The sequence below is a fragment of the Sphingomonas sp. PP-CE-3G-477 genome (assembly GCF_003050745.1).
In the GTDB taxonomy this organism is placed as follows: Bacteria; Pseudomonadota; Alphaproteobacteria; order Sphingomonadales; family Sphingomonadaceae; genus Sphingomonas.
Genome location: NZ_QAOF01000003.1, coordinates 305,282 through 331,622, shown reverse-complemented (window position 1 = coordinate 331,622; position 26,341 = coordinate 305,282). Strand labels below are relative to the sequence as shown.

The 26,341-nt window shown below is 62.6% G+C and carries 34 protein-coding genes and 1 tRNA gene; 15 read left to right on the top strand and 20 right to left on the bottom strand.

The genetic code is table 11. The annotated features are described in order from the left end of the window. Positions 1 to 254 precede the first annotated feature (254 nt). The 3 genes from C8J45_RS19180 to C8J45_RS08885 all read left to right on the top strand — a co-directional run bounded on the left by C8J45_RS19180 (position 255) and on the right by C8J45_RS08885 (position 1,713). Positions 255 to 536 (top strand): DNA-binding protein, encoded by a 282-nt coding sequence (locus tag C8J45_RS19180; RefSeq protein WP_181321163.1) that lies wholly within the window; start codon positions 255 to 257, stop codon positions 534 to 536. Continuing rightward, positions 523 to 1,563 (top strand): tyrosine-type recombinase/integrase, encoded by a 1,041-nt coding sequence (locus C8J45_RS08890; protein ID WP_107962872.1) that lies wholly within the window; start codon positions 523 to 525, stop codon positions 1,561 to 1,563. Before C8J45_RS19180 ends, C8J45_RS08890 begins: the two co-directional genes overlap by 14 nt. Positions 1,564 to 1,639: 76 nt before the next feature. Beyond that, positions 1,640 to 1,713 (top strand) — tRNA-Cys (locus C8J45_RS08885). Between the two features lie 4 nt (positions 1,714 to 1,717). Here C8J45_RS08885 and C8J45_RS08880 read toward each other — a convergent pair. The 3 genes from C8J45_RS08880 to C8J45_RS08870 all read right to left on the bottom strand — a co-directional run bounded on the left by C8J45_RS08880 (position 1,718) and on the right by C8J45_RS08870 (position 3,567). Further along, the gene (locus C8J45_RS08880; RefSeq protein WP_107962871.1) at positions 1,718 to 2,953 is read right to left on the bottom strand and encodes a site-specific integrase; all 1,236 of its coding nucleotides are present in this window, start codon (positions 2,951 to 2,953) and stop codon (positions 1,718 to 1,720) included. Continuing rightward, the gene (locus C8J45_RS08875; RefSeq protein WP_146168599.1) at positions 2,943 to 3,194 is read right to left on the bottom strand and encodes a hypothetical protein; all 252 of its coding nucleotides are present in this window, start codon (positions 3,192 to 3,194) and stop codon (positions 2,943 to 2,945) included. The genes C8J45_RS08880 and C8J45_RS08875 overlap by 11 nt, the downstream gene beginning before the upstream one ends. A 136-nt stretch (positions 3,195 to 3,330) precedes the next feature. Then, on the bottom strand, positions 3,331 to 3,567 hold the full coding sequence (locus tag C8J45_RS08870; protein ID WP_107962869.1) for a YozE family protein: 237 nt from the start codon (positions 3,565 to 3,567) through the stop codon (positions 3,331 to 3,333). Between the two features lie 90 nt (positions 3,568 to 3,657). Between C8J45_RS08870 and C8J45_RS08865 the strand changes: the two genes are divergently transcribed. Genes C8J45_RS08865 through C8J45_RS08855 form a run of 3 tightly spaced genes read left to right on the top strand, consistent with a single transcriptional unit; the run spans position 3,658 to position 5,651 of the window. Continuing rightward, on the top strand, positions 3,658 to 3,906 hold the full coding sequence (locus tag C8J45_RS08865; RefSeq protein WP_308811342.1) for a hypothetical protein: 249 nt from the start codon (positions 3,658 to 3,660) through the stop codon (positions 3,904 to 3,906). Positions 3,907 to 3,909: 3 nt separating this feature from the next. Then, on the top strand, positions 3,910 to 4,386 hold the full coding sequence (locus C8J45_RS08860) for a LexA family transcriptional regulator (RefSeq protein ID WP_107962868.1): 477 nt from the start codon (positions 3,910 to 3,912) through the stop codon (positions 4,384 to 4,386). Further along, on the top strand, positions 4,383 to 5,651 hold the full coding sequence (locus tag C8J45_RS08855) for a Y-family DNA polymerase (RefSeq protein WP_107962867.1): 1,269 nt from the start codon (positions 4,383 to 4,385) through the stop codon (positions 5,649 to 5,651). Before C8J45_RS08860 ends, C8J45_RS08855 begins: the two co-directional genes overlap by 4 nt. Positions 5,652 to 5,668: 17 nt before the next feature. Here the strand turns inward: C8J45_RS08855 and C8J45_RS08850 are convergent, their stop codons facing one another. From C8J45_RS08850 to C8J45_RS08840, 3 genes are all read right to left on the bottom strand, one after another. Continuing rightward, entirely contained in the window at positions 5,669 to 8,752 is a 3,084-nt protein-coding gene (locus C8J45_RS08850; RefSeq protein WP_107962866.1) for a TonB-dependent siderophore receptor, read from the bottom strand. Positions 8,753 to 8,935: 183 nt separating this feature from the next. Beyond that, complete coding sequence (locus tag C8J45_RS08845) at positions 8,936 to 9,595, bottom strand: SOS response-associated peptidase family protein (RefSeq protein WP_107962865.1); 660 nt, start codon at positions 9,593 to 9,595, stop codon at positions 8,936 to 8,938. Further along, on the bottom strand, positions 9,595 to 9,816 hold the full coding sequence (locus C8J45_RS08840) for a hypothetical protein (RefSeq protein WP_146168598.1): 222 nt from the start codon (positions 9,814 to 9,816) through the stop codon (positions 9,595 to 9,597). Before C8J45_RS08840 ends, C8J45_RS08845 begins: the two co-directional genes overlap by 1 nt. On the opposite strand from C8J45_RS08840, the gene C8J45_RS08835 reads away from it, so the two are divergent. Then, entirely contained in the window at positions 9,815 to 10,147 is a 333-nt protein-coding gene (locus C8J45_RS08835; RefSeq protein ID WP_107962863.1) for a hypothetical protein, read from the top strand. The genes C8J45_RS08840 and C8J45_RS08835 overlap by 2 nt on opposite strands. 104 nt (positions 10,148 to 10,251) lie before the next feature. Here the strand turns inward: C8J45_RS08835 and C8J45_RS08830 are convergent, their stop codons facing one another. Then, a complete protein-coding gene (locus C8J45_RS08830) occupies positions 10,252 to 10,869 on the bottom strand; it encodes a hypothetical protein (protein ID WP_181321162.1) in 618 nt (205 codons plus the stop codon). Positions 10,870 to 10,967: 98 nt separating this feature from the next. Here C8J45_RS08830 and C8J45_RS08825 point away from each other — a divergent pair, with 98 nt between their 5' ends. Both C8J45_RS08825 and C8J45_RS08820 read left to right on the top strand, forming a co-directional pair. Further along, a complete protein-coding gene (locus C8J45_RS08825) occupies positions 10,968 to 11,222 on the top strand; it encodes a hypothetical protein (RefSeq protein ID WP_146168597.1) in 255 nt (84 codons plus the stop codon). After that, complete coding sequence (locus C8J45_RS08820) at positions 11,219 to 11,815, top strand: hypothetical protein (protein WP_107962860.1); 597 nt, start codon at positions 11,219 to 11,221, stop codon at positions 11,813 to 11,815. Before C8J45_RS08825 ends, C8J45_RS08820 begins: the two co-directional genes overlap by 4 nt. On the opposite strand, the gene C8J45_RS08815 is transcribed toward C8J45_RS08820, so the two are convergent. The 3 genes from C8J45_RS08815 to C8J45_RS08805 all read right to left on the bottom strand — a co-directional run bounded on the left by C8J45_RS08815 (position 11,793) and on the right by C8J45_RS08805 (position 13,615). Next, positions 11,793 to 12,023, bottom strand: a complete 231-nt coding sequence (locus C8J45_RS08815; RefSeq protein WP_107962859.1) for a helix-turn-helix domain-containing protein — start codon at positions 12,021 to 12,023, stop codon at positions 11,793 to 11,795. The genes C8J45_RS08820 and C8J45_RS08815 overlap by 23 nt on opposite strands. Before the next feature lie 85 nt (positions 12,024 to 12,108). Further along, positions 12,109 to 12,285, bottom strand: coding sequence for a hypothetical protein (locus C8J45_RS19175; RefSeq protein ID WP_181321161.1), 177 nt, complete (start codon positions 12,283 to 12,285; stop codon positions 12,109 to 12,111). Between the two features lie 175 nt (positions 12,286 to 12,460). Then, a complete protein-coding gene (locus C8J45_RS08805) occupies positions 12,461 to 13,615 on the bottom strand; it encodes a DUF6236 family protein (RefSeq protein WP_146168596.1) in 1,155 nt (384 codons plus the stop codon). 102 nt (positions 13,616 to 13,717) lie between these two features. Here C8J45_RS08805 and C8J45_RS08800 point away from each other — a divergent pair, with 102 nt between their 5' ends. Continuing rightward, positions 13,718 to 14,797 carry an STM4504/CBY_0614 family protein gene (locus C8J45_RS08800; protein WP_146168595.1) on the top strand — a complete coding sequence of 360 codons (1,080 nt, stop codon included), beginning with the start codon at positions 13,718 to 13,720 and terminating at the stop codon, positions 14,795 to 14,797. Between the two features lie 47 nt (positions 14,798 to 14,844). On the opposite strand, the gene C8J45_RS08795 is transcribed toward C8J45_RS08800, so the two are convergent. Together C8J45_RS08795 and C8J45_RS08790 are read right to left on the bottom strand one after the other, a co-directional pair. After that, positions 14,845 to 15,735, bottom strand: coding sequence for an AbiJ-NTD4 domain-containing protein (locus C8J45_RS08795; protein ID WP_146168594.1), 891 nt, complete (start codon positions 15,733 to 15,735; stop codon positions 14,845 to 14,847). A 596-nt stretch (positions 15,736 to 16,331) separates the two neighbouring features. Then, the gene (locus tag C8J45_RS08790) at positions 16,332 to 16,772 is read right to left on the bottom strand and encodes a (deoxy)nucleoside triphosphate pyrophosphohydrolase (protein WP_107962854.1); all 441 of its coding nucleotides are present in this window, start codon (positions 16,770 to 16,772) and stop codon (positions 16,332 to 16,334) included. A 52-nt stretch (positions 16,773 to 16,824) separates the two neighbouring features. Between C8J45_RS08790 and C8J45_RS08785 the strand changes: the two genes are divergently transcribed. Together C8J45_RS08785 and C8J45_RS08780 are read left to right on the top strand one after the other, a co-directional pair. Continuing rightward, positions 16,825 to 17,007: a Flp family type IVb pilin gene (locus tag C8J45_RS08785; RefSeq protein ID WP_107962853.1), complete on the top strand. Its 183-nt coding sequence runs from the start codon at positions 16,825 to 16,827 to the stop codon at positions 17,005 to 17,007. Positions 17,008 to 17,135: 128 nt separating this feature from the next. Beyond that, entirely contained in the window at positions 17,136 to 17,306 is a 171-nt protein-coding gene (locus C8J45_RS08780; RefSeq protein WP_107963013.1) for a Flp family type IVb pilin, read from the top strand. A 66-nt stretch (positions 17,307 to 17,372) separates the two neighbouring features. Here the strand turns inward: C8J45_RS08780 and C8J45_RS08775 are convergent, their stop codons facing one another. From C8J45_RS08775 to C8J45_RS19580, 4 genes are read right to left on the bottom strand one after another with little or no spacing between them, the layout of a single operon-like run. Next, positions 17,373 to 18,320 (bottom strand): acetyl-CoA carboxylase carboxyltransferase subunit alpha, encoded by a 948-nt coding sequence (locus C8J45_RS08775; RefSeq protein WP_107962852.1) that lies wholly within the window; start codon positions 18,318 to 18,320, stop codon positions 17,373 to 17,375. A gap of 31 nt (positions 18,321 to 18,351) precedes the next feature. Continuing rightward, complete coding sequence (locus tag C8J45_RS08770) at positions 18,352 to 19,251, bottom strand: tyrosine-type recombinase/integrase (protein ID WP_258191374.1); 900 nt, start codon at positions 19,249 to 19,251, stop codon at positions 18,352 to 18,354. Then, positions 19,248 to 21,089 carry a hypothetical protein gene (locus tag C8J45_RS08765; RefSeq protein WP_107962851.1) on the bottom strand — a complete coding sequence of 614 codons (1,842 nt, stop codon included), beginning with the start codon at positions 21,087 to 21,089 and terminating at the stop codon, positions 19,248 to 19,250. Before C8J45_RS08765 ends, C8J45_RS08770 begins: the two co-directional genes overlap by 4 nt. Then, the gene (locus tag C8J45_RS19580) at positions 21,073 to 21,207 is read right to left on the bottom strand and encodes a hypothetical protein (RefSeq protein WP_258191373.1); all 135 of its coding nucleotides are present in this window, start codon (positions 21,205 to 21,207) and stop codon (positions 21,073 to 21,075) included. The genes C8J45_RS08765 and C8J45_RS19580 overlap by 17 nt, the downstream gene beginning before the upstream one ends. 102 nt (positions 21,208 to 21,309) lie before the next feature. Here C8J45_RS19580 and C8J45_RS08760 point away from each other — a divergent pair, with 102 nt between their 5' ends. Genes C8J45_RS08760 through C8J45_RS08750 form a run of 3 tightly spaced genes read left to right on the top strand, consistent with a single transcriptional unit; the run spans position 21,310 to position 23,110 of the window. Continuing rightward, a complete protein-coding gene (locus tag C8J45_RS08760; protein ID WP_056062416.1) occupies positions 21,310 to 21,873 on the top strand; it encodes a shikimate kinase in 564 nt (187 codons plus the stop codon). Beyond that, a complete protein-coding gene (gene aroB / locus C8J45_RS08755) occupies positions 21,870 to 22,970 on the top strand; it encodes a 3-dehydroquinate synthase (protein ID WP_107962850.1) in 1,101 nt (366 codons plus the stop codon). Before C8J45_RS08760 ends, aroB begins: the two co-directional genes overlap by 4 nt. Beyond that, positions 22,970 to 23,110, top strand: a complete 141-nt coding sequence (locus C8J45_RS08750; protein ID WP_082444318.1) for a DUF2256 domain-containing protein — start codon at positions 22,970 to 22,972, stop codon at positions 23,108 to 23,110. Before aroB ends, C8J45_RS08750 begins: the two co-directional genes overlap by 1 nt. A 55-nt stretch (positions 23,111 to 23,165) precedes the next feature. Here the strand turns inward: C8J45_RS08750 and C8J45_RS08745 are convergent, their stop codons facing one another. Genes C8J45_RS08745 through C8J45_RS08730 form a run of 4 tightly spaced genes read right to left on the bottom strand, consistent with a single transcriptional unit; the run spans position 23,166 to position 26,249 of the window. Then, on the bottom strand, positions 23,166 to 23,495 hold the full coding sequence (locus tag C8J45_RS08745; protein WP_107962849.1) for a DUF423 domain-containing protein: 330 nt from the start codon (positions 23,493 to 23,495) through the stop codon (positions 23,166 to 23,168). Next, on the bottom strand, positions 23,492 to 25,255 hold the full coding sequence (locus C8J45_RS08740; protein ID WP_107962848.1) for a cation:proton antiporter: 1,764 nt from the start codon (positions 25,253 to 25,255) through the stop codon (positions 23,492 to 23,494). The genes C8J45_RS08745 and C8J45_RS08740 overlap by 4 nt, the downstream gene beginning before the upstream one ends. Further along, positions 25,255 to 25,686, bottom strand: coding sequence for an iron-sulfur cluster assembly scaffold protein (locus C8J45_RS08735; RefSeq protein WP_107962847.1), 432 nt, complete (start codon positions 25,684 to 25,686; stop codon positions 25,255 to 25,257). The genes C8J45_RS08740 and C8J45_RS08735 overlap by 1 nt, the downstream gene beginning before the upstream one ends. Continuing rightward, positions 25,683 to 26,249 (bottom strand): CvpA family protein, encoded by a 567-nt coding sequence (locus C8J45_RS08730; RefSeq protein ID WP_107962846.1) that lies wholly within the window; start codon positions 26,247 to 26,249, stop codon positions 25,683 to 25,685. Before C8J45_RS08730 ends, C8J45_RS08735 begins: the two co-directional genes overlap by 4 nt. Positions 26,250 to 26,341: the final 92 nt, after the last annotated feature.

Below are 26,341 nucleotides of genomic sequence, written 5' to 3'. Positions count from 1 at the left end.
GGCTGTTGCAGACGTGGCGGCAAAGCTGACGGAGGCGCAGCGGAACGCGTTGCTGTACGGCGAATGCGCGAAGCCAAATGGCCCATACGACTGTATTTGTGGTGTAGATTTCGAAACGCTGTCGAGTGACCTGGTCTGCATCAGGTCTCGCTTAGAAGGAGGCGACGGTGCAGTCGTCCTCACCCCGCTCGGAATCGCAGTCCGCCAGCACCTTGAGCAGGGGGCGACGGCGGGGGTTGTTGGGGGGAAGGAGCGTGGGTAGCGTCGAGGCATTACGGCGCATCCTGCCCGACTGGCCGCGGCTTATGACGGTCGATCAGGCGTCCGCGTATCTCTCCCTCGGCAGCACGACGTTGCGCGAGCATGGCCCCTCACCAAAGCGGCAGGGCAAGCGCGTGCTGTACGATCGCCGGGATCTGGACCGGTGGGCGGATAGCCTTGGCGACCAGCCATTGACGGAAACCGAAGAGGTACAGGAATCCGTGGAAGCCGAACGCCGGTTCCTAGAGAAGCGGGCGCGCCGTGGTTCGCACTGATCTACGGTACACGTATCTTGCGAAGGGGCAATATTGGCGTTTCCGACACCCGCTTACCGGCGATACGAAGCTCCCCGGGCAACCGACCGACGCCGCGTTCCATGCTCGCTATGCTGAGCTGTGCGCGATCGTCGAGCAACGCCAGAAGCGCGTCGAGCCTCCGAAGTCGTCGTGGCGCTGGTTGATTGCCGCCTATTCCCGCAGCGCTGAGTTCCGATCCAAGTCAGACGAGACGCAGCGCGACTACACGCGCACGCTGGCCTTGCTGGACGCGGAGCTTGGCGAGGAAAACTATCGCATCACGACAACGACGATGATCAAAGCAGTCCGCGATAGCTATGCCGACAAGGCTCGCAAGGCACACAAGATCAAGCAGATGGCATCATCGCTCTATACCTGGGCGGCTGACGAAGGGCTGGTCAAGGAAGGCTTCAATCCGGCGAAACCCATCAAGCAAATCAAGCGGAAGGGCGGCGCGCGCGAGTATGTCGTCTGGTCCGACCCTGAGTTCGAGACGTTCCTGCGCGGCGCAAGTCGTCCGATGCGTGTCGCCGTGCTGCTAGCCCTCTACACCGGGCAGCGCGCCAAGGACATCGCGGCAATGACGTGGGGCGACGTGCAGGGCGACGCGACGGTAATCCGTGTCCGCCAGGCCAAGACCGGCGCACCGCTGGACATCGAGTGCCACTACCGCTTGCGCCGGCATATCAACGCGCTGCGCCGTCGCACTGCCGACACGTCGATAAAAGCCCCACTACTGATCAGCGCGAACAAAGCGGCGTACAACTCGAATGCGCTATCGACGGCGATGGGTAAGGCGGTCGCGAGCAACCCGGATATGCCCAAGGAACGGTCAATCCATGGCCTGCGATATGCAGCCGGTTCGGCGATGGCGGAGGCTGGTTGCACGCTCGATGAAATCCAGGCGGTGCTAGGGCACAGTGCGTACGCAATGGCGATGAAATATGCCACGCAACGCTTGCGCAGTAAGTCAGCAGCCGCTAGGCGCCAACGGAACGAAGCATGATCGAGTGCGAACTTGGGGATCGGAACTGCGAACTAGCAGTTCCAAACCTCAGAAAAGCGCGGAAATCAGCCGTTGAGGCCCGATGGCGGAGTGGTGACGTAGAGGACTGCAAATCCTCGCACCCGGGTTCGATTCCCGGTCGGGCCTCCAGTGTTTAAGCTGCTGATTTACGGCGCTTTAGTTCGACAATCTTATCCCCCTTACCCGCCTTTCCCTCAAGGGGCGTGTGTAGTTTCTGAGTAACTGCGTTCGGAATAGGCCGGCTGAGTGCGTCGATCGCCGCATCGATATGCGTCCCGTGGACGTGCGTGTAGCGCAAGACCATCGCCAGCGTCTTATGCCCGCTGATACGCTGAATCGTCGGCAGGTCGACGCCAGCCTTCACCAGTCGCGTTATCGCCGTGTGGCGCATCGTATGCGGCGTCACCTTGTCCGGATCGAGCTGCGCGCGAATCACCGAGCGGAGGAACGGCCGCGCCATGTTCGTGCGATGGCCGCCCTTTGCCTGCTTGGCGTTTAGCGTCGGGAATACCCAGCCATCCGGATCGGCCTCCATCGTCCGTTGCCTCATTAGAGCGTCCGCGAGCGCCGCCGTGATAGGTTGCTCGCGCTCGCCGGCCTTCGCCTCGGGGATGAAGATGCGACGATTCGTGAAGTCGATCTGGTCGTATCGGACTGATAGGATCTCACGGTGGCGCATCGCAGCGTTCAAGCCGAACGCCACGAACAGCCATACCCGGCCGTCCTGATCCCCGATCGCGCCCTGCATCAACGCCTCGCTCTGTTCGTCGGTAAGGATCGTAATCGTCTTGCGTCGTTCGGCGGCCTTCGGGATTACCGGCACGTCGTCGCGCTTGATCCACTTCCAATCCGCCGCCGATCGCAGGAAGTGCGAAAGAGTCGCCAACTCGCGGTTCACGGTGGCCTCACTGGCGCCGTCACCTGTCCGTTTCTTGCGGTATTTCTTCAGGCCGAACTCGGACAGCTTGTCGAGACGCTCCCTCCCCAGCTCAGGCTTGAGGTACATTCGGAACTGGCGTGTTTTGATCTTGACGTTTTTGCCGCCGCTCTCCTCCAGCCGCTTTATATATTCGTCGGCGGCCTCGCTAAAGAGCTGGTGCGCCTTGCGGCCTGTTGGCAGGTCTAGCCGCCCCTCCCTCGCCTTGGTCCGGAACGTCTCGATCGCGCGCTCTGCCTGCTCGCGCGTGACGCCCTCGCTCTCCCGCCCGACGACGCGGTGAATCCGCTGGCTATCGACCATGATGTTGACGGTATAGCGGACATCCCCGTTCGCCTGGCGCTCTGCCGTGATACCGTGTTCCGCCAGTTTGCCGCCGATCGCCAGTGCGCGAATCGCCGGACGACTGAGGCGCGAGAACTTAATCGCCATCGGCTATCTCGTTTTGAGCGTCGTCTCCATAGAACGGCGCTTGGTAGCCCGTGGTAATTTCCCACGCCTTCTCTACCTTCATTTTATGCTCGCGCTGCTCCTCCCAACGGGCCAGCTCAGCCGGCGGTAAGACGGGCTTCGGGCCGCCGCTGCGCCTCAATTCGCGGATCTTCACAAGGATACCGGCCAACTCGTGTTCGTGCGCGCTGGTGAAACCGCCACGCCGGCGCCAGCGCCTCAACTCTGTCAGTTCGTTCCGGCCCGCCCTGAGCGGTATAACTTCTGCCTGCATCCATTCCGAATGAGCCGCCTCGTACACGCACCCAACTGCCCGTGGTCAGCCATGAGCGCGAAGGCCTGCTCCCACGCGTCCTGCATCAGGCGGACAACCAATCGGACTCGGCGTCGTCCACCGCGGCGAACATGTCGCCCTCGGCCTGCATGGCGCTGAGGTGCTTCCGCACGGCTTCCGGATCCCCGTTTCGCGGGAAGCGGCGATCCGCGACGGCTCCGATCGCAAGCTGACCGACGAGATCGCTCCGGTCTTTCTGCGTGATCAGCCACTGGCCAAACGCCGGCTTAAGCTCCTGCTGGTCGTCGTCGTGCTCGGTCATTCTTGCGCCCCTTGAATTGTTCGGCCGCCAATCGCATCAGATTGATGTTCTTGCAATGTTCTTGCGAATCAATCCGGTTCGCGCCTAGCTATGGCCATGCCGCTCGCGGCGACTCGACATGGATGGAGCAACGAAATGCAGCACGATCTGCGGCTGAGAGCGGCTGCCCGCGCGATATACGACAACGTCTATCCGGCTGCGTACCCTGGCCCTTTCAGCTTCGACGAGGCCGAACGGTTCGGGACCGCTGAATATCGGCAAGCCGTCGGCGCCGCGCAGGATGCTCGATCGGTTTTGACCGCGCAGCATGAGCAACTTCTCTTCGCCGCGATCCTCTAGGTCATGTCCTCGACCAACCAATATCGCCCGGTCGTCGTGCCATTGAAGCGCCGTGACGACGCCCTGCGGCTTCACGATGTCCCCTTCGAACTGGTGCCGTGCGAGGTGCCGTTCTTCCTCGTCCACACGCCGGCCGGTTTCCCGTCCCCGGCACAGGACGACATGCAGGAACCCATCGACTTGGGCGCGTGGCTCGTCGAGCATCCGGCAGCCAGCTACATCATGCGCGTCGAAGGACGGTCCATGTCCGGCGCGGGGATCAATGATGGCGATCTGCTCGTCGTGAATCGCGCCAAGGCGCCGAGGACGGGTGCCATCGTGGTTGCGCTGGTGCACGGAGAGCGGACGCTCAAGCGCCTATGCTTCGTCAACGGACGACATTGGCTTGTCCCGGAGGCCGAAGGGTTCGCGGACATCCTCGTCGACGAGCATGTCGAGATATGGGGCACGGTCGTCGGCGTCGCGCGCAAGATGGCATGAGCACGCCGATCGCCCTGATCGACTGCAATAACTACTATGTCTCCTGCGAGCGCGCCTTCGACGCCAGCCTGGTCGGCGTGCCGGTCATTGTGCTGTCAAACAACGACGGGTGCGCCATTGCGCGATCGGCCGAGGCGAAAGCGCTGGGGATCAAGATGGGTGATCCGATCCACCACCTGCGCGACAAGGTGCGACAACACGGCATCCAGGTCCGGTCGTCGAACTATGCGCTCTACGGTGACATGCAGCGTCGGGTGATCGCCGCCTGCGAGCCCTTTGCCCGTGACTTCGAGATCTACTCGATCGACGAGACGTTTCTGGATCTGGCGGGGTTCGAGAGCCGTGATCTTATCGCCCACGCCAACGCGATGCGTGCGCAGGTCCAGCTATGGACGACGATCCCCACCTGCGTCGGCATCGCGGAGACGAAGACCCTGGCGAAACTGGCGAACGCTGCGGCCAAGAAGAACCCGCAGTTCGACGGGGTGGCCGATCTTCGTGACGACGACGTGCGGCGCTATGTGATGGACGCCTTCTCCGTCGGCGACATCTGGGGCGTCGGCAGTGCGACTGCGCGCAAGCTCACTGATCTCGGCATCGACACAGCTGGCGCCCTGCGAGACATGCCGATGAAGCAGGCCCGCGCCGTAGGCACGGTCGTTCTCGAGCGGCTGGTGGCCGAACTGCGCGGGGTCCCGTCTAACGCAGTTGAGTCGGTCGAGCCGCGGCGGAAGGGTATGGCGGTTACCCGATCTTTCGGCACGCCGATCTGTGACTTTGAGCGGATGATGGGCGCGCTGTCGCAATATGCGCTGCGTGCTGGCGAGAAGTTGCGATCGCATGGGCTCGTCGCAGCCCGACTGACCGCGTTCTTCCACACGAACAAACACAAGCCCGACCGGCCTCAGTACGGCGCATCGCGCATGGTTACGCTGCATCCGATGACGATCGACAGCCTCGAGCTGATCGCGGCGGCCAGACGCGGCGCAGAGAAGGCGTGGCGAGATGGCTACGCCTACACGAAGGCCGGCATCATGCTTGACGACCTGCTGCCAGAGGAAGATCGCCCACGGACGCTGTTCGAGGAGGACACATCGAAGCGTGACCAGCTGATGGGCGCACTCGACGCGATCAACGGCAAGTTCGGCACGTGGACGGCGGTGACCGCGTCGCAGGGGTTCAAGCGCGAGTGGAAGATGCGGTCGGAGATGCGGTCGCCGGCGTGGACGACCAACATCTCCGAGGTGCCGACAGTTCGGGCTTAGTTCACGCCCTACTAGCCTCAGAACCTGGCGGTGGCAGATACGCGGAAAAAGCGGCCCAAGATGCCCGAGAAATATGTCTGCGTTCCGTTAGCATTGCCCGTAGGCGCCGGATAGGGTGGCTTACGCTCAAACAGGTTGTCGACGATCAGCTTCAGCGCAAACTGCTTGTTCACGTTGACGCCGACGGTGCTGTTGAACACCCACCAGTCGCCAACGCCGGTTATGTTGCGGGCATTGGCCGCCTCGTCCAGATCGAAGGCACCCTTGCCCACGTACCGGCCTTGGAACAGGAAGTTGAAGCCGTCGCTCTCGTAGGTGAGGTTCGCAGTCCCAGAGTGGCGCGGATAGCCGACTTCGCCGGCGTCATGATTGATGTCGCCGGTTCCGACCTGCGTTTCCAGTTTGTGGCGGTAGAAGTAATTGACGGACAGACCGACCGCGCCGGCGTTTGCCAGACCGACTCGGTCCAGCGCAAGCTTGTACGCAGTCGTTACCTGCAACCCCGACGTCTGGTAACTGGCAGCGTTGAAGTAGCCTTCGCGGATCGTGGTCAGCTGACCCGTCGCATCGCGATCGAATGTACTGCAGAACTGGTTCGGGTAGCCCGGTGAATCATAACAGGCATTCAGGATGTCTGTGCCGGACAGCGAGGTGATGGCGTTCTTGAGCTTGATGTCGATCCAATCGACCGCCAGCGTGAAGCTGCGAGCGAAGCGCGGTTGAATGATTGCACCCGCCGTCCAGCTGTTCGCCTTCTCGTTACCAAGATTGGGATTACCCGCGACTGTTGCGGGAATGGTGAAGTTGCTGAAGTTCGAATCGAATGTAGCCGGGTTAATGCCGGCTGCGCGGCAATTGGCTTCACGCACCGCGGGGTTGGGGCCGCTCTGATAGCTGCGCTGATCACAGGGATCGGTGCCGACGTCGAAAATTCGCGATGTAGGATTGAAGATCTCGGTGATAGCAGGAGAACGAATCGACCTCGTGAAATTACCGCGGAAGGTCAGATCCTGAATAAAGCCAAGCCGGCCACCTGCCGTCCAGGTGAGATCCCCGCCGGACAACGAATTGTCGACGTAGCGAGCCGCACCGTCGAACTCCAGCGTCTTGAGCCAACGCAGATCATTCTTTGACGATACAAATGGAATGACAAGTTCCCCGAATACCTCGTTGGTGTGGAACTTTCCGCTGATGGGATCGATTGGGATCGTCCTGCCGTATTGTTGGCGCGTCCCATCGGCTTGTGGCTCACCGTAATAATAAGCGCCGGGATCAAACGATGTTTTCTCCTGCCGGTGCTCATAACCAGCCGAGACGCTTACATCATTGCCGAACAGCGAAAAGATCGGGCCTGTGACGTTCGCGTTGAATACAAGCTGCTCGTTCACCGACTTCGGCGTCGCAATCGCAAATATGTAATCGCGAGCCGCCTGACTAGCCTGGTTCGAGCCGAGTACGTTCAACGGCGCGCAGGTCGAGCTGATGGCGGCGATCGTGGCGCTGGTATACCCAGGGCGGCAGACAATGTTGCCACTCGCATCGCGTACCGAGTCGAGCGCATTGACAAAATTCTGCTGGATCAACTCGCGGTTGCGACCGTTGGTAGTGGAGCGGCCATAAACCGCTGATGCTTCCCACTTGAAGCGATGGCTGCCGATGCCAAAGTCTCCATCAAGGCCACCAACGAACCGATAGGTCTCAACTGTTGCTTGTGAGCGGCCGGTTGTCAGATCTGAATTGGCTCGCCCAAGGTAGAACTGGTTCTCGCCCGGTGCCAAGTTCGCCGCGATCGTGGCGCGGTCAGCAGTACTAAGATATGGGTTGTCGAGGCCGATAATAATGTTGCCATCTGGTGTTCCAGCATCGTCAAACAGCCCTGTATTATAGTTGGGCTGATCGATTAAGTTCACGCCTTTGCTATGTGCGTACCAAGCCTCTCCGAAGAAGCGAACGTTATCGGTAAGCTGATAGCTAAGCTGTGCATTGCCTAAATATCGCTCTGAGCTGGTCAGCAAATTAGACTGCGCCGGAAGGTCGAAACCGTTGCCACCGCTACTGATATAGCCTTGTCGCAAGACGGTCCCGAGGTCGAGTGGCACCAAAGTTCCGTTTGGACCGAATTGAACGATCTGGCCTGCGGCATTGCGGATGCCCGCCCGCTGGACAGAAAAGTCGTCCGAACTGAACGGCACACCGCCGGTCGTGAAAGCACTGTAGCGTTGAGCCGGGTAGAGCAAGCGCTGGAAGGCCGAATTTGCGGATGCCGGCGGAGAGCCGAAGAAATTACCGGCAGCCGTTATGTCGCGATCGCTTGCGGTTAGGCCGGTGACGCGGTTGTATTCGCCCGAAACGACGATGTTGCCACGCCCTTGAGCAAAGTTTTTGCCAGCGAGAAAACTCAACCGGTTGTCTGAGCCGTCTCCGCGCTCCGATAGGCCAGTTTGGCCCTCAACACTGAGTCCCTCATAGTTGCGCTTGAGGATGATATTGACGGTGCCCGCAATCGCGTCGGAACCGTAAATTGGTGCGCCGCCGATCGCGACCGTCTCAACGCGGTCCACCAGCGTTGTCGGAATGTTATTGAGATCGACCTGCGTACCAGCTGCAACCGGTCCGAAGATGCTGGCGGTGTTCGATGATACAAAGCGGCGGCCGTTTACAAGGACCAGCGTGCGCTGCGAGCCTAGGCCGAAGAAGTCGACGAAAGTCTGCGATGCGCCGAACGACGACTGCGCGCCAACATTGCTATTACCAGGCGTGCCGAACGCGGGAATTTCCGTCAGCGCTTGGCCGACGTTGGTATAGCCTCGGTTCTGAATCTGTGCGGCGCCGATCACTTGGGTTGGCTGCAGTGTATCAAACTCGGGCCTAGCGATACGCGATCCGGTGACGACGATCTCATCATTAGCCGTGGGTGCTGTAGACTGGGTAGCGCTCGCGGACGATGATTCCGGCGTCGTGGTCGCGCTCTGCGTTCCCGCCTGGCCCCCAACTTGAGGAGGCGATTCCACGGTGACCTGGGCCCTTGCGGGTGCCACGCTGCACGCCAGAGAAAGTACGCTGGCGCCCAGTAGCACCTGAACACGCAGAGATGTGGTCATGATTGTCGCCCCTGTGAGTGAACGATATTTCGTTCGATCACACAAGCTTACCTTCCTGTAACAAAGCGGCAATATCCCTGACTAATTTTCGACAAGGTGTTGCAGCACAACCACAGTTTGACCGCACGGCATCGCTAAAAGGATGATTATCGAAGCCGTCGCATCGGACCAGGCCGACCGTGTTTAGATCAACCGAGGCGTCGGCGTGCGTGTCGGAAACACCGGCCCGCGAACCGTCATCTGACCCGCCGGATATGGCCGCTGCAATGACAAAACGTCGTCATAACTACCAGTCAGCCACCGATCGTGATCGTCCGACCGCAGGATCGTGATCATCGCTTTCGGGTGTATCGGCGCCACCAGTTCGTTCGCGTCGCACGTCACCATCGCGAAGTAGCGCTGTTCGCCGACCTGCCGCCAGAAACCCGCGATCGCGAACACGGGTTGGTCTTTCACCCCGAACCACATCTCCCCCTTGATCGGCTTCTTGCCGTCGCCGAGGTCGGTGGGCTCGCGAGCCCATTCGCAGAACTCCGTCAGCGGGATCAGGCAGCGGTTGGCTGGATCGGTGACGAGCGACCGCCATTGCGGCAGATGCAGCGTGCGCACGTTGGTCTGTGCAACCTTGCGGCCGGCCTGCTTCGCCTGCCCCGCCAGGACGTCCCATTCCATCACGTCGAGCCCGCGGCGGTCGGCTTCGTTCCGCACGACATACGCCCGACCGAACGGGCGCAGCTCCTTCGGGTCGAACCGGTTGTCCATCGGCTTGTCGGCAAGCCATTCCGCACCGAACCGTTCGGTGATGGTTTCGGGCTCGCCGTCGAACCGCGCACGATTACACATTATAGGTTCACCCGACCGACAAGCGCGCCGACCACGATCACAGAAACGATGATCGCCCAGCCTTCCCAGGTTCGCGGTGTCCAGCCGATGCCCACGACTTTGGGCTGAAACCAATCGCGCGGGTGGTTCATAATGGCTCCGAGGATGACGAGGTCCAGTCGACCACGCCTTTCGCTTCCCGGCGCCGAGCAATACATGTCACGAACGGAGGAGGCCAGCATGCCCGCGGACATCATGAAGGTAGATGACCAAGCCAAGATCGACCTGTTCCAGGAGATCATGCCCATCGTGATGCAGTATCTGGCGGCAAACTCAGCCAATCAGGAACTGATCGCCGACGACATCATCGACTTCTTCGCGCTGTCGATCGCGTCGGTAATCCAGAACGACACAAACCTGACAACCCCGCAGTTGCAGCGCAAAGGCGTTGAGGCGGCAGGCGCGCACATCGCCCACTGGGTTCGGCTGTTGAAGCTCGATCAAGAGCAACGCGGCGCGTCGCTGCTGGCGATGACGATGGGTGCGGTCGCGTCGGACGAGACAGGGCAATAGTTGACCTACGCCACTTGCATCATGCGTGTGACGTCGGCCGCGTGTTGGCATTTGGTCAGGTTTCTTCCTCCGAAGGCTCCTCGACTTCCTCTTCGGTCTTCGTTTCAAGGGTCGATGCGTACGATTGACAGCCCTCGACGAATGGTCGGGCTGGCGATCGTGCAGCTGGCGCGCGGAGGGCGGGAGATATCATGGCGCCGTCTGCTCGCACCGATGGGCCTGACGCTGGGCACGGACGGCCTGCGCATGCCCGACTGGACCGCGCGCGCTGCCGCCAGATCCTTCATGTCACGGCTTGCAGCTGCCCGCGCCTGATCGAGCGTCAGGCCGGTGCGCTGATAGGCCTCGATCTGCTTCGACAGGTCGAGCTTGTCCTGCAGAACCTGCTCCGTCTCGCGGTCACCGCGCAGCCGAGCGGCCTCCAGATCGATCTGCGCGCGCAGCTGCTCGCGGTTCTCAGCATCGTACTTGGTATCGCGACCCTTCTTTTCGTGGGCCTTCTTCTCCTTGCCCGGTTTCTCCAGGTCGACCGTGCGCTTCGGGCGCGGAACGTCCGGGGTGGGCGCAAGCTTTGGCGGCGCCGGGTTGTCGTTCGCGGCCTCCGGTCCGCCACCAAAGCCGAGCGTGTTCTTCAGCGCCTTGTACTTGTCGCCGATGAACTTCGCCGCGTTGCTGATCCACGTCAGCAGCCCGCCGAACTTGTCGACCAGCCAGCCCTTCACGCCTTCGTACACGCCCTTGGGGCGGCGGTCCGATCAGCGCGATGGATACATCCAACCTGCCCGCGTTCGCGAACGGTGGTTCCTTCAAGGTGGGTGGCATGTCCGGAATTGATCGCAATGTCGTCTCAATGCGGGTGAGCCGTGGCGAGATGGTCGATATCCGGAAGCCCGGCAACGATGCCGGCGCAGGCGGGCGGTGGGTCATCGAGCCGTCGCCATGGTTCGATGCTCGCGCAGCCGATGCTGCCCAGCCATCGATCCAGACGATGGGCGTGCGGGCAGCGGCGGGCGGCAGTCAGATGGCGCAGGCGAAATCGGCCAAGATGGCGCGCCGACGGTTGCCCGGTCGGTGAGCGTAATCCTCCCCAACTCGCCCGCGCCCTCCGATGCCGTGCCCTCCTATCTGGACTGGGGCGGCGTGCTCCGCCCGATCTTCGGCGGTGTGCTGCAGAAACTGCTGCGCCTGGGGGACAGGTTCGCGATCGACGTGAACCTTCCGCCGCTCACCACCGAGGCCGATGGTCGGATCTGGACCGCGATGCTGATGCTCGCCCAGCGACAGGGTGCCGTGCTCTCCTGGCCCCAGCCGGGCCTGATCGTCGGCAACCCCGGCGCACCGGCGGTCAACGGTACCGGGCAGGCCGGAAGCATCCTCGTCCTGCGGGGGTTCCAGCCTGGCTACGTCGTACGGATGGGGCAGTTCTTCTCGATCCTGCACGGCGGTCGTCGCTATCTGCACTTCGCGGCCGCTGACGGCACGGCGAATGCGCAGGGTCTTTTGCAGCTTCCGATCGGTCCGATGCTGCGCATCAGACCAAGCGACGGTGCGGTGTGCGAGTTCGCCGCGCCGAAGATCGAAGGCCTGCTCGATGGCAACACGCGAGACTGGACGTTGAACACGGCCCTGATGACGGGCCTTAACGTCACTTCTTCAGCGCATGCATGACCGTAGTATGATGGCGTCCAACGGCGCGCGCGATCGAGCTAGTGCTGAAGCCTTCGTCAAAGAGGCGCTTCCACATGGCCCACCTAGCATGGACGATCGCGACGGTTCGAGCCGATCCCATGACGTCATCGGGTTCGACATCATGGGCTGCAGCTACTTCCGCGGCATAGCGCTCGATCCGGGACGCGGATGGTGCGGGGCTGATCATAACGAATCCATAAAACTATGTTCTCGTTGCGTTCCATAGAAGGGCGGAACGAAGAACGCGAGTCCGGTTCGCTATGGCGGTTAGCCTATTGAGGTGTCGCGTCGCTGATCGCGTCGACCGCTGCCGCTATCCGGCGCCAGTCCTCGACCGCCACGTGATCGCCTAGAACGTCGCCCAGCTGCTCAATGATATAGTCCGACGTCAGGGCACCATGCTCGGCAAGGATATTGGCTGCCTTCATCATCACTTCGCGGTCAGTCACTCGACGGGAAGTCGGCGACGAAGCGTCGTTGAGGTTGGGTGCTTGGTCCATCCACCTAAGGTATCCGCGATGCCCCCGGCCGTACAACCCTCTGATATCCTTTACGGTTGAAACCGCATACCTTCGGGCAACAGGCGTTGATATCAAACGACTTTACGGCTCCACGGCTAAAGCGTCACTTCGCCCATACAAGTTCATCGCTAAAATGCGCGACATACTCAAACGGATTGGACGAAGCGGCCTTTGACCTCATTCCAACGTCCAGACGCAGTGACGCCGTCGCGGCCGCCGCTACTCCAGCAAATACCGAGGCAGTAAGGCCAAGCCCAGTTTCCGAACTTTTCACGAAAGCGCTAGAACCTGCGAGCCATGTCGGCCAATCGATCTTCGCCTTGATATCCGAAAGACGAACACTGAAAGAAGCTTCCTTCGATGCTTTGGCGAGATTAGCGATACTCTCATCCAGTTTAGTTAGCTCACTCGACATCGCTAAATCACGGTCCGGGGATGATATGATATCCCTATAAACATCTTCAAGATGAGTGCGGAGAGCAATGAGTTCGGAACGACGCTTCGCCTTGAAATCTAGCACATCGTCCAAGGGAGTGTCGCCGTCTGGCACCGGGATTGCCTGGTATAGAGAAAGTAACAGTCCCCTTTCCGGCATCGCTTCAGGCTTAGCAAACGAGAGAGAGCGGTCTCCTCGAGCGAGGCTCCACTGACCCGGTTCGCGAGCGTCGAGTGATCTGAACGCGGTAAGAGGAGCATCGAGTGCGTCGGCGATGCCATCGGGGCCGGGAGAATATTCTATATGCGATCGTTGGACAAAACCTTCGGCAAGAAGAAATTGCCCGTCCGTACCAATGTTGGTGAGGATAATGTTACTCGTCGGGGAATCGATCCGGTCCCATAACAAAAGGCCGAGGCGCAACTCTTGGCGGTCGATCCGACTCTTCATTTTTACTTGATCGCCATCAAACCGCATCGGCGGCATCAATACTAAACCCCGCTCCCCTGTTTTCAGCGGCTCCGGATCTAAGTTTATCGCTTTCGATTTGCGGGCAAAAACAGGGGGAATATTTGTCGCACCAAGTCCCCAAAGCGTGGCTTCTCCGTCATCGTCATCCCCGAACGAACCGCCGATTCCTACGCCGGAGAACGGGGATGGAATGACGGGGTAGCATGAACCGTCGGATCGGAATGCGAACCGCGTTCCGCGAGGAAGGCTCCCCTTGCTCGCCTGTTCGTCTTTGCTTTGAAGCCTGGACTTCATGCTACGGTCTGCAGGCACGGCATACGTGGTAATTTTTGGTGGGGTGTTCTTCGTCATATCGCAAGCTAATGCCAGCGGGTCTGTCGGGGCAATCCCTCAAACGGTCTGGTATCGCGCTGGTATCGCAAACCGCCCATAGCGACCGCTGACTACAGCGGTTTGCCTGCGCTCTTCCCTCGTGAACGGCTCGAAAGTGCAGCATTGGGAGCAATCGCACTGCAGACGCCAGGGGTAGCGCCACTTGAAGGCGCACCTCCCAAATTCTTGACCTCCCAATCTCCTTATGAGAGCCTCAGTCGAACAAACCCTTCGACGCGCCCGCGCAAATCCTCTGAGGTCACGATGGCTTTACCAAGAACGTTCTCTCGCCGGAAACGCGAAGCCGCTGCGGGACCACGCGATGTCTATATTTACGACGCTTTCTCGAACAAAGTTCGCGTTCAGATCGTTCAGATATTGATGGAAGGCTTCGGCGAATACGGTGACTATAACACTAATGCGAGTTGGTGGAACGCAATTGTCGTTGAACTTCGCAAAGATAAGGGAGTCTTTCACCTCACTGATGGCTATGAACAGCTTGACCTTGAATTTTGTAATTGGCTTCTAAAAGAGCAAGATATCGATGTCTTATTAGATGGTATTGAAAGTGCCATTCAGTACCTCTTGGCTTTTCGGCGCGGCCAAAAGTCTAATGGCGCGGACAAGGTTGCGGAGATAAACGCTCGGCTCCAAGAAGCCGCGGTGGGCTACGAATTTGCCTCTAACCAACTCATTCGTATCGACAATCTCGTTGTACACACGTCGGTAGTAGTGCCTGCGCTGGTTCTTTTATCTAGCCCAGAATTTAGCTCGGCGGACAAGGAGTACCTAGACGCTCATGCGGCTTTTCGCGCGGGTGACTACGAGAGCTCGTTAGTTGATTGCGCAAAGGCATTTGAGAGCGTTCTCAAAGTCATAGGCGAAGCAAGGGGCTGGGCGATCGGCTCAAACGATACCGCAAGTAAATTGGTGGGCGCAGCATTCGCGCATGACTTCGTCCCCCAATATATGCAGTCACAGTTCACGGCGCTGAGGTCCATGCTCGAAAGCGGCGTCGCTACGATTAGGAACCGCATGGGTGCTCACGGAGCAGGACCTAAAGCCCGTGCAGTAGATAAACACCTTGCCGCCTATCAGTTACACCAGACCGCAGCGGCAATCGTTTTCTTAGTTGAGCAACACAATTCGCTACCGCAATAGAGTGTTGACTCCCAGCGATCCCGTAGCGAGGCTCCGCTGCGCCTCGTTCATTCCGTCAAAGCTCCCTTTCGGATGACAAAGGTAACGAAGCTAGCGCAAGCCCCGAGCATGAAAATGGCATCGGTTTCGTCAACAGTGGCGGCATTCTCGAACACCAGCGCGTGTCGAATGCCTTCGGAGTCAGAGGTATAACCGTACAGCGCCCCGAAGGCAGTTTTTAAGCCTCGATGGATTTTGCCGGCGCGCTCCAGATTGGACAACGCAGCGCCGATCTTATCGGTACTAGGGTCAAGCACGAGAACAACGCTTTCAACCGCGCTTATACTCTCGCGCACGCTGCCAGGGTAATCACCGGATGACAGTGACAAACCGGCCTGAAACAGATGCTTCCGTGCACCGGTAAGGCGGTTTTTCCCAAGGAGGTTAAGCGCGAGCGTTAAGGCCGCCCCTTCCTCTTCACTAACTTTGGGAAATAACGTCCCGTCGTGCAGTAGATAGGCGGATCTCGATACCGTCAGCGCCGTTTGTAGAGCTTTGTATAGAGACCCATCAGTTCCGATGCGCCGTGCAACAAACTGAATAAAGTCAAATATCTTTAAATAGTCTCGCGATGCGAATATCGCTTTGATTCTAGGTTCCCAACTTTGGACCCTCTTAGAATATTCGTCTGCGAACCCATGTTCAAACTCAATATGCCATTTACGGAGGATATCAGGCCAAACCCCGCCAAGCTCCGCGTATGAGAGCCCCGTTGTGCGTTGAGTCGATCTGAGCGAACTCTGTATGACGTCCCACAAGCGGGCGATAAGTTCGTTAGAGACTTCCCGAAGAGCAAGCTGCGACGGCAGTGCAACCGCCCCCTCGGCTTGCGAAAAACTTATCGAGCGCCGATCAAGGTCGCCCTTGGGGTCGACGACGGAATGGGGATCATGCTGCATCGCGCGACCGTACGACAAGGTTGTCATCCCGCAAAACTTACCGCCCAACATTCTCTCGATGGGTCGCCGCTCCTTTAATGGGTTAGCCATTACACATGGGACACCGCAGAATACCGTTGATCGGCAGCACTTTGTTAGCCAGTGCAACCTGCTGTTAAGAAACGATTATTCAAGGCCCGGTCGGGCCTCCATCCTCTTTGTCCGAGGTGGCGTAAGAAAACGCCTGCAGCGTGAGGGTTTGGCGGCGTCGGCCACTAACGGCCTTTCACCCATCGCCGGCTAAGCCCCTTAAAGTTCGAGAAAAATTTAAACGCCGTTGCCTGTCACCTCGTGACAACGGAAACGGCTCGCGCGAGAAAAGGGAATAACGCGTGCGAGCCGTAGTCTGGCTAGCCGGATACGGTCTTGGGGACGTAGCCGGCACCGCCGACCATGCGCGTGCTCGACGCTCCGATCAAGTCGAAATTTGAACAGGGAGTATGCCGACCCGCCATGGTGACGAGCCAAAGGTTGAGCGGCGCGCCGACATACCCTTGCATCAACCATCAGGCCCCCTGTTCGGATGCATGCAAGGCGCGCCTGTGCCCGCCTGGTCCTCAGATCAGCGCGTCGAGCAGGCCGATCAGCGGCCGATCGGCGGGCGGCATGGGCAGGGCATGCATGTCCGTCGGCCTGACCCACCGCAGCGCGGTCGCCTCGATCGCGCGAGGCACCCCACTCCATTTGCGCGTTATATAGAGCAACAGCAGCAGGTGACGATTGCCGAGCGGAGCGCTGGCGAAGGCGGCAGGCGCAAGGCAGGCGTGCGGCACGGCAATCGCCAGTTCCTCCTCCAGCTCGCGAATCAGCGCTGCCTCCGGCGTCTCGCCGGGCTCGACCTTGCCGCCAGGAAACTCCCACAGGCCCGCGAGCGATTTGCCCTCGGGCCGCTGCTGGAGCAGGACGCGCCCCTCGATATCAACGAGCGCCGCAGCGACGACCGGCAAGATCAGGTCGTTCGAAGACGGCCGGCTGCGACCCGGTGGATCGTTGGTCATTCCTTAATTCCCCCGTGAATAAATAGCAGCCATGAGCCCGATACGTAACGCAATGAGCGAAGTCACCCGAACGATCGTGCGCGCGTTGCGCGAGCCGCGAGCGGCGACGGCCATCGAATACGGGTTGATCGTCGCTCTCGTGGTCGTTGCCATGTTCGCGGGCCTGACGGCGCTTGCCGGTTCGACCACTGGCATGTGGAACAATGTGAGCAGCAAGGTGACGAAAGTGCGCTGACGCCAGGAAAAAGAATCCGCGTCCGCCTTAAACCTTTCTCAACCCACCACTTGTATTTCTCGAACTGCTGATCCGGTCCGTCCGGTGCAGCCGGGTGACACTGAAGCAATCCAACGATGGAGACCGGAATGAAGACGATTCGCAAGTTTTTCAAGGACAGCAAGGGCGCGACCGCTATCGAGTACGGCCTGATCGCCGCGCTGATCGCCGTTGCCGCCATCGCCACGATGACGACGCTCGGTTCCAACCTGAACAAGACGTTCAACAACGTCTCGAACGGCCTTGCCAAGACCGGCTGATCGACGGTCCTGAGAACGAGATTTGGGCGGCGAAACTCCGGTTTCGCCGCCCTTTTCATGGCGTCGTCAGAGCCGTCCCATCTTCAGGAACTTCGCCTGTCGATCGCGTCGCAGGTCGGCGGGACCCAGTGCATCGAGATCGCCTAGCGCGCGGGACAGCGCATTCCCCAGAGCATCGATCGCCGTCGCCCAGTCGCGGTGCGCGCCACCCAACGGCTCCGGCACGATATCGTCGATCACGCCGAACGACTTCAGGTCCTGCGCGGTGATCCGCATCGCTTCTGCGGCCTCCGGTGCCTTGTCGGCGGTGCGCCACAGGATCGACGCGCAGCCCTCGGGGCTGATCACCGAATAGACCGCGTGTTCGAACATCAGCACGCGGTTGCCCGCAGCGAGCGCGACCGCGCCGCCCGAGCCGCCTTCGCCGACGATCGCCGAGACGATCGGCACGCCGGCGTTGAGACACGCTTCGGTCGAGCGGGCGATCGCCTCGGCCTGGCCGCGCTCTTCCGCCTGGATCCCGGGGAATGCGCCGGACGTGTCGACCAAAGTGATGATCGGCAGGCCGAATCGGTTGGCGAGTTCGACCAGACGGATTGCCTTGCGGTACCCCTCGGGCTTGCCCATGCCGAAATTGTGGCGGAGGCGGCTTGCGGTGTCGTCGCCCTTTTCATGGCCGAGCACCATGATCTTACGCCCGCGGAAAGTCGCGAAGCCGCCGATGATCGCCTGATCGTCGCCGAAGGCGCGGTCGCCGGCGAGCGGCACGAATTCGTCGAACAGTGCGGCGACGTAATCCTTGAAGTGCGGACGCTCGGGATGACGCGCGACCTGCGTCTTCTGCCACGGGGTCAGGCGCGCGAACGTGTCCTTCAGCAGCTTGTCGGACTTCGCCTGCAAGCGGGCGATGTCGGTGGCGAGGTCGACGCTGCCTTCGGCGGCGGTGTCGCGGAGTTCGTCGATCCGGCCCTGGAGTTCGGCGATCGGTTTCTCGAAGTCGAGGAAGCTTGGCATCAGCGGCGGTTACGGTGCGGCGCCGCCCGCGTCAACGCGGCGGCATATCCGCCAAAGGGTGGCGCGTGTTGACCAGCTCGACGAGGCGGCTCGAATCGACGTGCGTGTAGATCTCCGTGGTGGCAATATCGGCGTGGCCGAGCATCGATTGCAGCGCACGCAGGTCCGCGCCGCCGGCGAGCAGATGCGTTGCGAAGGCGTGGCGCAGGACGTGCGGGCTGACGCGGTCGGGGGGGATGCCTGCCTCGGCGGCGATCGCCTTCACGAGTTGATACAGGCGGATGCGCGAGAGATGGCCCTTGCCCGAGGGGAACAGCCAGAGACGATCGGTCGCGACGTGGGTGCGCCAGATCGCGACGGCGGCGCGCGCTCGGTCGGAGATGGGGACGAGCCGCTCGCGCCCGCCCTTGCCGCGCAGGATCAGGAACGGGCGATCGGGGTGGACCGCGTTGCGCGGCAGGCTGACGAGTTCGGTCGCGCGCAGGCCGGAGCCGTAGAGAAGCTCGAACAATGCGGAAAGACGCAGGTCGTTGGGGTCGAGCGGATCGCGGGCGGCGCGCTCGGCGATCGCAGCGAACAGGCGGTCGACGTCGGCATGGCTGAGAATCTTCGGCAAGGTGCGTGCGGTGCCGGGTCGGGGCAGCGCCTTGCCGGGATCGTCGGCACGGTGGCCTTCGTCCGCGAGGAACGCGAAGAAGCGGCGGAGCGAGGCGGACTTCCGGCCCACGGTCGAGCGGGACAAGGCTGACCACCCGCTCGCGAGCCTGGCCAGCGCGTCCGCATCCGCGTCGACCAGTCCACCTTCCAGCGCCTGCGAGGCAAGCGTCAGGTCGCTTCGATAGGCGGCGACGGTGTTGGCCGCGGCACCGACCTCCGCAGTCATCATTTCCAGGAACCGATCGATCAGCGCGCGATCGCTACCGTGGCTCACGCGCGCGCGATCGCCTCGGCCGCGATCATCCGCGCCTCGCCGTCGAGACCGACGCCGCGCAGCGCGCCGACGATGCGGTACAGCGCCTCCGGGGGGATGTCTTTCCAGCTCCCCGCCTGCATGCCGACGGCTGCGAGCAGTACGACCGTCCCGGCCTGGCCGTCACGGGCAGCGCTATCTAGCGCGCGGGTCCAGGCATTGTCCGCGCCGATGCGAACGCCGAGCGACTGTGCCGCGCGTTCGATATCGCCCTGGTTGAGGCGACCGAGGCCTGCCAACCCTGCGAACAGCATGCGCTGCTTCAACGCCGAATCACCTTCGCCACCGGTATAGGACGCGAGGTCGGAATAGCTCAGGCGGCGATACGCGTCTGGATCGCTGAGCATTATCATCGCCCAGGCGTCGCTGCCGGCGGGTACCGAGCCCAGCCAGCGCGCTGCGGTGCGATCGAGTCCGGCAGACAGCATCGATGCGACCAGATGATCGGCTTCGGCCTTCGCCAGCGCCGGGTTCATCCGTGCCGCCGCGCGCGCGGTCAGCACGAGCCGCGCATAGCTCGGACGCGCGTTCGCGCCGCCCCATAGCTGACGCAGCGCGGTGAGCCGCGAATCAGGGTTGCGATCGGCATAGGCGGTCTGGAGATCGTTGGCGGTCGCGGTCGCGCCACTCTGCGTATCGTCGTCGGTCGCAGCCGCAGCGTAGAGATCGACGAGCGCGGCACTGGAGAGCACCCCCTGCCCCGCGGCAGCCTCCGCCGGGGCCAGCCGATCGCCGAGCGCGACGGAGGGCGACAGCGCCTGCCAGTATTTCACCTGCGGACCTGCCGTACCGTACAACTCGTCCGGCACGGTGACGCCGGTCGCCATCGCGAGCCCGAACCGCCACGCGGTCAGCCGGTCGACGCCGTCCCATTCGATCGTCACGGCCTGACGCCCCTGCGCGCCCGCACCGACGACTTTCTGCGCGAGCAGCAGGTCGACACCGCTGGCGACGTTGCGGCGCTTGGCGGTCGCGATCAGCGGGCTTGCCTGCGCGGGATTGCCCGACAGCCCGGCGCACATCGCCTGCGCCATCGTCCAGCCGCGCGCCGGGGCGTAGCGCATCGCGCCCGTCACCAACGGACACAGGCCCGCCGGATCGCCCGTCGCCAGCGCGGTGTTCATCGCGACCTGATAAAGCTTCGGCGTGTAGTTGTCGGTATCGACGTTCTGCGCAACCGCACGGGCGGCGACCGATTCGCCCATTCGCAGCAACAGCCACGCGCGCTCGGCGGCGAAGTCCGCGCCATTGGTGCGGCTGGGCGTATCGACATGCGACACCAACGCGCGCCGCAACAGGATCGACATCCAGCGCGACGGCAGCGGCGCACTGAGGCGGCGCATCAGCGTCTCGACATATTGGCCGTCCGCGTCACCGAACGCATCGGTATCGAGACCGCCTTCGCTAGCCGTGACTGGCCCTACCGTCGCGAGCGAGCGACGCGCGGACGCCGGCATCTCGTACTGCGCGAGCACCGCCGGATCGACCGGCGCAGGCGTCGCGACAGGGGGCACCAACGGCGCGTCGCCCGGCGTCGTCGCCGGCAGCGGCTGGATCATCGCGCCCGGCTGTGCGGGGGACGGAGCCGGCTGCGGCGCGCTCGGCTGCGTCGGCCCCGTCGGACGGGGCGGCTGCGTACCGGCAGGCGGCGTCGGTCGCGGTGCGGGCGCAGGCGTCGGTTCGCCGAACCCCGGCGGCAGGATCGATTCGGGCCGATCCTGCCCGATCGCCGGTCCCAGCGCGACCAAGGCTCCGACGGCAACCGCTGCCGCTAGGGATGCCTTAAGAGAGGTTCGCAAGCGTCACGGCCTTTTCGACGTGGCTCTGCGGACGCTCGGTCGCGCGGCCTGCCAACAGGAACAGGCCGCCGACCACGACCACAAGAACGACGACGACCGAGACGATGAAACGGGACATACGACGTAACCTTGTAGTGAACGGGGCAATGGACGATCGGCGAAATATCGCGCGCCAAGAGCTTTTGCCCTCGCGCGGAGCCGCTGTATAGCGCGGGCTACGATGTTGCAAAGCCACAACCCTTCAGGCGGACCTTCGGGCGGTCGCCGCCCTGCCCCGATCGATCGCCCGATCGTGCTCGTCGGGCTGATGGGCGTCGGCAAGACCACCGTCGGCCGCCGCCTCGCGCTGCGCATGAACCTGCCGTTCGTCGATGCCGATCACGAGATCGAGGCCGCGTCGGGGATGACCGTCGCCGAGATCTTCGCCAAATACGGCGAAGAGTATTTCCGTGACGGCGAACGCCGCGTGATCGCGCGGCTGATCGACGGTACGCCCAAGATCATCGCGACCGGCGGCGGCGCGTTCATCAACGACGACACGCGGGCGTTGATCCTGCGCGACGCGGTGTCGGTGTGGCTCAGCGCGCATCCCGACATCCTTGTCGAGCGCGTCGGCCGGCGCGACACCCGCCCGCTGCTCCGCAACCGCGATGCGGGGAAAGTGCTCGCCGAACTGGCGCGCGTGCGCAACCCGATCTACGCGCAGGCGCACATCCACATTGTCAGCAACAAGACGCCGCACGAAGCGACCGTCGCCGCTATCCTGAGAGCGCTTGGCCGATGAAGACCGTTACCGTCGAACTGGGTGCGCGGACCTATCCGATCCATATCGAGGCTGGATTGCTCGCGCGGGCGGGTGAGCTCCTTGCCCCGCTTGCGAAGGGCCGGCGCGTGACAATCGTCACCGACGAGAATTTGTCGGTGCATCTGGCGACGCTGCAGGCTTCGCTGACTGCGGCGGGGATCGCGTCGGAGGCGATTGTCCTTGCGCCGGGCGAGGGCAGCAAGAGCTGGGCGACGCTGGAGATGCTGTGCGACCGGCTGCTCGAACTCGGTGTCGAGCGCGGCGATCACGTCGTTGCGCTGGGTGGCGGTGTGATGGGGGACCTGGTCGGGTTCGCCTGCTCGATCCTGAAGCGTGGGTGCAACTTCGTGCAGATCCCGACGAGCCTGCTCGCGCAGGTCGACAGCTCGGTCGGCGGCAAGACCGCGATCAACACGAAGGCGGGGAAAAACCTGATCGGCGCGTTTCACCAGCCGGTGATGGTGCTGATCGACCCGCAGGTGCTCGACACGCTGCCGATCCGCGAGCTGCGCGCTGGCTATGCCGAGGTCGTGAAATACGGACTGATCGACGACTTCGCGTTCTTCGAATGGTGCGAGGCGAATGGCGCGGCGTTGTTGGCGGGCGACATCGGCCTGCGTGAATATGCGATAGCGCACAGCGTTTCGGCCAAGGCGCGGATCGTCGCGGCGGATGAGCATGAGACCAACGGGACGCGCGCTTTGCTTAATCTCGGGCATACCTTTGGCCATGCGCTCGAGGCTGAGACCGGGTTCTCCCAGGCGTTGATTCACGGCGAGGGTGTCGCGGCGGGCTGTTCGCTGGCGTTCGGGTTCTCGGCCTCGCAGGGCATCTGCTCGGGTCAGGATGCCGAGCGTGTAGCGGCGCATTGGCGCGGCGTTGGGCTACCCGACGGTCTGGCAATTGCGAAGGTTGGCGCGAGCGGTGGGCGGCTGGTCGATCACATGCGGTACGACAAGAAAATGGCGGCGGGCACCCTGCCCTTCCTGCTCGCGCGCGGGATCGGCCAGACGTATCTCGACAAGACGGTCGACCTCGCCGACGTCGAGACCTTCCTCGACGCGCAGCCCCGCTGATGCCCAACGGTGTCGCCAAGCAGAACCTGCCGACGAAGGTGTGCCCCGCGTGCGAGCGGCCGTTCACGTGGCGAAAGAAATGGGCGCGCGACTGGGACAGCGTGATCTACTGCTCCGACGCCTGCCGGAAGAAGCGGTAGCGTCCGAAGACCAGCAAGAAGCTTGTTCACCCGCGAAGGCGGGTGAACAACGAGGTCAGGTGCGGGCCGCGCTCCAAGCCAGCCACAACCATCCGCCGATCAACAATGCGCCACCGATCGGCGTGATTGGACCGAGCCATCGCCCACCACCGGCAGCCAGGCCGTAAAGCGATCCAGCGAAGAGCAAACCACCGACAACGAAGAGCCAAGCCGGGCCACGTGCATCCATCTTGAGGGCAACCAGCGCCGCGACCGCGTGGACCAGTTGATAATGGCTGCCGGTCTTCAACAACTCACGCGCGGCATCACCCGCCCAATGCGACCCCATGGCCCCCGCCGCGACCGCGATCGCGCCCGACAAGGCCGCAAGAATGGCGATGATCATTGCGTATCATTCCCCCAGGGAAAGCGTTTGGCGGTCTCGGCCCGTGCCGCGCGCATGTCGCCGGAGTCGATCTGGAGCTGCAACCGCTCCTTGTCGCGCGACCGGTATTGCTCTTCCGCACGGTCGATATCCGCCGGCGACACGTCCAGCCCGCGCAGCGCGAGCCGCGCCATCTTCACCGCGGACTCCATCACTTCGCGCACAACCGCGGTCGCCGACGTGTTCTTCAACTTCACCAGTGCACGGCGATCGAATGCGCGGACGTAGATCGCAGCGTCCGGGAATGCCTCATGCACGCCTTCGATCGTGTCGGGATCGAGCTGGTCGCCGTCCATGCAGAAGCAGATGATCTCCGCCTCCGCCGCGCCCGCCTGCCGCAACAGGTCGAGCCGCGTGCCGTCGCCGTAATAGACTTTCGCGCCGAACTCGCCGGCGATGTCGATCATCTCGATATCGGTGTCGATCAGCGTCACCGGGATATCCTGTGCGAGCAGCATCTGGCCGACTGTCTGGCCGAACCGCCCATAGCCGACGATGATCGCATTCGCGCCGTCGACCTTGGGGCCGTCGCGCTCCTGCCCCTCGGCGATCGGCTCGGTCCGGAAACGCCGCGTGATTCCCATCAGGAACGGCGTCGTCGCCATCGACAGCGTGATGATCGCGCCGAAAAGGCTGGCCGCCTGCGGTTCAATCAGCAACCCGGCCTGCGCCTGCGCGAACAGCACGAAGCCGAACTCGCCGCCTTGGCTCAGCAGCAACCCAAGCGCGAATGCCTGCCGCCACGTCATCTTGAACGCCAAGCCGATCAGCATGATGACGCTGGTCTTGGTCGCGATCAGCGCGGCGGCCATCGCCATCACGAAGAACGGGCGTTCGGCGATCGCGCCCAAGTCGAGCACCATGCCGACCGCGAGGAAAAACAACCCGAGCAGGATTGAGCGGAACGGCTCGACATCGGCTTCGAGCTCATGCCGATACGGGCTGTCCGCGAGCATAACGCCGGCGATGAACGCCCCGAGCGCGGTCGACAGCCCGAGCCATTCCATGATCGCGGCGCTGGCGATGACTGTGAACAGGCCGGCGAACACGAACATCTCGCGCTCGCCCAGATTGCCGATCAGCCGGAAGAACGGGCGCAACAGGAAACGCCCTGCGACGACCAATCCGACGACCGCCAACACAGTATAGATCGCCAGCAGCCAGCCCGGAGGCGCGTTAGCGTCCGCAGGGTTGCGGCTCATCGCTGCGACGATCGTGATCAGCGGAACGATCGAGAGGTCCTGGAACAGCAGGATCGAGAACGCGCGCTCGCCGAACGGCGTCCGCATCCGCCCCGACGAGCGCAGCATCGGCAGCACCTGCGCGGTTGACGACAGCGCCAGCGGTAGGCCGAGCGCGAGCGCGGCGGGGAGCGAGAACTTCGCGCCGACCCAGACGATCGCAGTAATCGCGAGCCCGCAGATCGCGACCTGGAGAAGGCCCAATCCGAAGATCTCCTCCTTCATCTTCCACAGCCGCGACGGATTCAGTTCGAGCCCGACGATGAACAGCAGGAGCGTGATGCCGAGTTCGGCGAACCCGAGCTTCGATTCAGCATCACCGACCAAACCGAGGACATGCGGCCCGACGACCGCACCCGCGACCAGATACCCCAGCGTCGCGCCGAGCCCGAGCCGGCGGAACAGCAACACGAACATCAGCCCGAACCCGAGCAGTACGACGCCGTCGCGCAGCAGCGACGGGGCCGTGCCCTCCGCCATCAGACCTTCGCCTTTGCAGCGGTATCGGCAGCCTCGGCCGCGGCTTCGAACGCGAGCCGGATCGAGGGGTGGCGCGCAGTGTAGTCGAGCGCGGGAGTGAAGATGTCCATCCCCGGCCAATCGGGCGCATCGCCCTCGCGTGCAAGCCACGCCGTCAGCGCGTCGCGCGTCGCGGCAAGTTCGGCGGGGGTGCGACCGAGAATGTTCGACGCCAGCAGCGACGACGATGCCTGGCCGAGCGCACAGGCGCGGACCAGCAGGCCGACCTCGCTGACTTTGCCGTCGTCGTCGACCGCAACGTCGATCGTCACGCGGCTGCCGCAGATCGGCGAACGCTTCTCCGCGGTTGCCATCGGCTCAAGCAGGCGTTCATGGTGCGGGATCGTCGCGGCAAGGCGCAGGATCTCGGCATTGTAGAGGGGCGCGCTCATGGCTTCGGCTCGCTTGCGTTATCGGATCGGGAAGGCGGCGTGGTTGCGCCGAAAACAGGTTTGCCGCGGCGGCGGCGGTCGACGAAATCGGCGATTCCCGCGCTCGTCGCGTTGAGCAGCGGATAGGTCCGCGACGTCGTCATCCAGCCGGGCCGGCGCGACGGTCCGCCACTCATCGTGTCCATGACGAGCGTCGCGAGCAGGAAGACGAGGCTGGCGAGGATAAGCCCTTTGAGCGCGCCGAACCCGAAGCCGAGCGCACGATCGACCGGCCCGAGGATCGACGTCCGCGTCCGCGCCCCGATCGCGTTGGCGACCAGCCGCCCGCCGATATAGGTGACGCCGGTGATGATCGCGAACGCGAGCACCGCGGCACCGCCAACCGTGCCGACCATCGGCGACAGCGCGGCGGCGAGCGGGATGTGGAACAGCTTCAACATCGCCACCATCGCCACCCAGGCGAACATCGACAGCACTTCGGTGACGAACCCGCGCAGCAGCCCCAGCACCGCGGACCCGGCGACGGCGATCAGGACGACGATGTCTAGGGCAGTGAGGTTCATGCTGTCTGGAATAGGGACGCGGGGCGCGAACCGCTAGTGCGAGCGTTCTCGCCGGCGCTGCCTACTCCCGTCATTCCCGCGGAGGCGAGAAC